The organism is Geomonas sp., assembly GCF_035254065.1.
Classification (GTDB): domain Bacteria; phylum Desulfobacterota; class Desulfuromonadia; order Geobacterales; family Geobacteraceae; genus Geomonas.
In genome coordinates this window covers 1-3473 of the sequence record NZ_DATFBA010000197.1, presented here as the reverse complement: position 1 = coordinate 3473, position 3473 = coordinate 1, and the positions used below count along the sequence as shown (strand labels likewise).

Below are 3473 nucleotides of genomic sequence, written 5' to 3'. Positions count from 1 at the left end.
CGGATGTTGCCGGGCCAGCTGTAGGCGAGCAGCATGTCGATGAACTCGGGGCAGCTCCCCTTGGGGGAGAGCCCGTAGCGCTCGCAGAACTTGTCCATGAAGTAGCGGGCCAGGTCCTTGATGTCGTCCTGGCGCTCCCTGAGCGGCGGCAGCTCGATGACGAAGGTGGAGAGACGGAACAGGAGATCGTTTCTGAACTGGCCGGCCTCCACCATCTGCACCAGGTTGCGGTTGGTCGCCGCCACCAGCCGGAAGTCGCTTTCCAGTTCCCGCTGGCTCCCCACCGGACGGTAGCGGCGCTCCTGCAGGACCCTCAAGAACGCCTTCTGCGCGGCCAGGGGGAGCTCACCCACCTCGTCCAGGAACAGCGTCCCGCCGTTGGCCTCGCCTACCAGCCCCTCCCGGGCGCGCTCGGCGCCGGTGAAAGCCCCTTTCTCGTGCCCGAACAGCAGGCTCTCCACCAGGGTATCGGGGAGGCTCGCGCAGTCGACCACCACGAACTGCTTGTCGGCCCGCTTGCTGTTCTGATGCACGGCGCGGGCGAGGAGCTCCTTCCCCGAGCCGGTCTCTCCCAGGATCAGGACACCTGCATCGCTTCCCGCGGCGCGCGCGACCTGGTCGAGGCAGGCGGTGAGCTTCGCGCTGTTGCCGATGATGTTGTCGCGCTTAAGGGAGACCACCGCGGCCTGGGAGGAGAGGGAGACCTTCTGTTTGCGGTACTCGAGCGCACGGGTCAGGGAAAGGGTGATGTCCTTGGCCGAGGAGCCTTTCTCGATGTAGTCCCAGGCCCCGCTGTTGATGGCCAGCTCGGCGCCGCGCGGGTCGCCGAAGCCGGTCATGATGATGATCTCCGGGTGCCCCGGCGCCTTTGCCAGCTCGGGGATCACGTCGAGGCCGTTGCCGTCCGGGAGCTTCACGTCCAGAAAGACGACGTCGAACGGTTCCGCCGACGCCCTGGCCACCCCTTGCCGCAGCGTCCTCTCGCACACCGCCTCGTGGCCGCTTCGCTTGCCGATCAGCGACATGGACTGGCACATGGTCTCTTCGTCATCGATGATCAGGATTCTAGCCATTGGCCCTTTGCTCCTCCTCCCCCTTGTTGAGCACCCGCCGGATGACCCCGGCAAGCTCCTGCCTGTTGAACGGCTTCAACGCCACTTCCTTGATGCCGGAGGCATCCTGCTCCAGCCCCTGCAGCGCCTTCTCCACGGTGGGACCGAATCCCGTGCAGAGGATGACCGGGATGTCGGGGCGGATCTGCATGATCTCCCGGGTCAGCTCGGTCCCGGTCATCTTGGGCATGGTCTGGTCGGTGATCACCAGGTCGAAGCTCCCCGGCTGTTCACGGAAGAGCTGCAAGGCGTCCTCGCCGTTGCGGCCGATCACCACCTGGTACCCCAGCCGCTCCAGCATCTTCTTGCCGGCGAAGACCAGCTCCTCCTCGTCGTCCACGAACAGTATCCGCTCGTTGCCCACCGGGGCCGCGGTTTCCGCCTCGACGGTCTCGTCCTTCCCAGCCTGCTCGATGCGCGGCAGGTACACCTCGAAGGTGGCGCCCGCCCCCGGTTTGCTGCTCACCGTGATGGCGCCGCCGTGGTTTCTCACGATGCCGTGCACCACCGAGAGCCCGAGGCCGGTCCCTTCGGAGTGCCCCTTGGTGGTGAAGAAGGGATCGAAGATCCGCTCCATGGTCTTCTCGTCCATCCCCTGCCCGGTGTCCTTGACGGTCAGCTTCAGGTAGCAGCCGGAGGGGAGGTCCGGGCCGCTGGTGGCCGCGGCGGTGTCGAGGCCGACGTTCTCCGCGCTGATCTCGAGGGTCCCCCCCTTGACCCGCATGGCGTGGATCGCGTTGGTCGCCAGGTTCATGATGATCTGGTGGATCTGGGTCGGGTCCCCCATGATCAGGCCGAGGTGGTCGGCCAGGTGCGTGCTTACGTTGATGGAGCTTGAGAAGGAGCCGCGCAGCAGGTTCAGGCACTCGCTGAGGATCGGCTCGATCTGCACCGGCTGCCGCTCCTGCTCCCCCTGGCAGCAGAAGGTGAGGATCTGCTTGACCAGCTTCCGGCCGCGGTAGCTCGATTTCAGCACCACGTCGAGCAGTTCCCTGAGCGGGCTCTCCTCGGGGAGGTCGTCGCGCGCCATCTCGGTGCAGGTGATGATGGAGGCGAGGTTGTTGTTGAAGTCATGGGCGATCCCCCCGGCGAGGGTGGCGATCGCTTCCATCCGCTGCGCCTGCCGCAGCTGGCGCTCGAGATGCACCTCGTTGGTCACGTCCCGGATGGCGACCGCATGGTTGCTTACCGCGCCCGAACTGTCGGAAAGAGACCAGAGCCTGGCATCGACCTCGTAGAAGTCGCCGTCGGTCCCCTTCTGGATGAAGTGGCCGGTCCGTTCGTGCCCCTCGGAGAGAGCGGTCCAGATGGAGCGGTAGAACTCCCCGATCTGCTCGTCCTTTTCCAGGTCGCCGATGTTTTTCCCCATCATCTCCTGAGGGGGGTGGCCGGTGATGTTCATGATGGCGGGATTGGCGTACTCGATGGTCCCGTCGCTGTCCACCAGGATGATCCCTTCCATGGACTGCTCGACCACCTTGGCCAGGAGCTTTCTCGCCTTCTCGCCCTTCTTCCGCTCCGCGTTCATGCGCAAGGTGGCGATGCCGAAGGAAAGATCCTGGGCCAGCTCCTCCAGGAGCTTCACCTCCTCCTTGCCGAAAGCGCGCTTCTCGGCGGCGAAGATGACCAGCGCCCCCAGCGGATGCCCGTCGTTCATAAGGGGAAGCGAAATGGAGGCCGCGAAGCCGTGCCGCAACGCCTCATCCCGCCACAGCGCCCAGGAGGGGTCGAACAGGATGTTCTGGACCACCCTGGTGGTGCCGGTGCGGATGGCGGTGCCGGTGGGACCGCGGCCTCGGTCGATGTCGGCCCAGCTCATGTCGAGGTTGGTCAGGTAGCCGTCGCGGTCGCCCCACTGGGCCACCGGGCGAACCGTCTTCCAGTCGTCGTGCTCGGCGATCCCCACCCAGGCGAGCCGGTACCCGCCCACCTCAACGATGGTGCGGCAGATGTCCTTCATGAGCTGCAGCTCGCCGGTCGCGCGGACCAGCGCCTGGTTGCAGCCGCTGAAGGTCTTGAGGGCGCGGTTCACCCTGGAAAGGGACTCCCTTCCCCGGGTGGTCTCTGTTTCGCTGCGCCTGATCAGTATGTACAACAGCGCTGCGGTGACCAGAATGAAGAAGGCGTGGCTGACCGACTCATCGAGCAACGTGGAGAGGTCGGCGTGATGTTTCAGGGCGGCTGGAAAGATGCAGGATACTGCCCCCCAGGCCACTCCGATGACCGCATAGACAACGGTGATATTGAGGGGAGTCAGTCTTCTGCTGAAGTACGATTGCTTCATGCATCCCTCCTCAAGCTGCAACATTGGATCAGCCTTGATCAAAGAGAGCGGTCAAGCCAGATGGAGTATATCATATT

The 3473-nt window shown here is 64.8% G+C and carries 2 protein-coding genes; both read right to left on the bottom strand.

Translation table 11 applies throughout. The features are described from left to right. Positions 1–1073: sigma-54-dependent transcriptional regulator (locus VJ604_RS09465; protein ID WP_324081916.1), on the bottom strand; the 1073-nt coding region annotated here is incomplete at its 3' end. Beyond that, a complete protein-coding gene (locus VJ604_RS09460; RefSeq protein WP_324081914.1) occupies positions 1066–3396 on the bottom strand; it encodes a hybrid sensor histidine kinase/response regulator in 2331 nt (776 codons plus the stop codon). The genes VJ604_RS09460 and VJ604_RS09465, both read right to left, overlap by 8 nt. Between the last annotated feature and the right edge of the window lie 77 nt (positions 3397–3473).

What these genes read in the sequence shown, in the direction of transcription:
- VJ604_RS09460 (WP_324081914.1), bottom strand. Translation starts at nt 3,396, where the DNA reads ATGAAGCAATCGTACTTCAGCAGAAGACTGACTCCCCTCAATATCACC.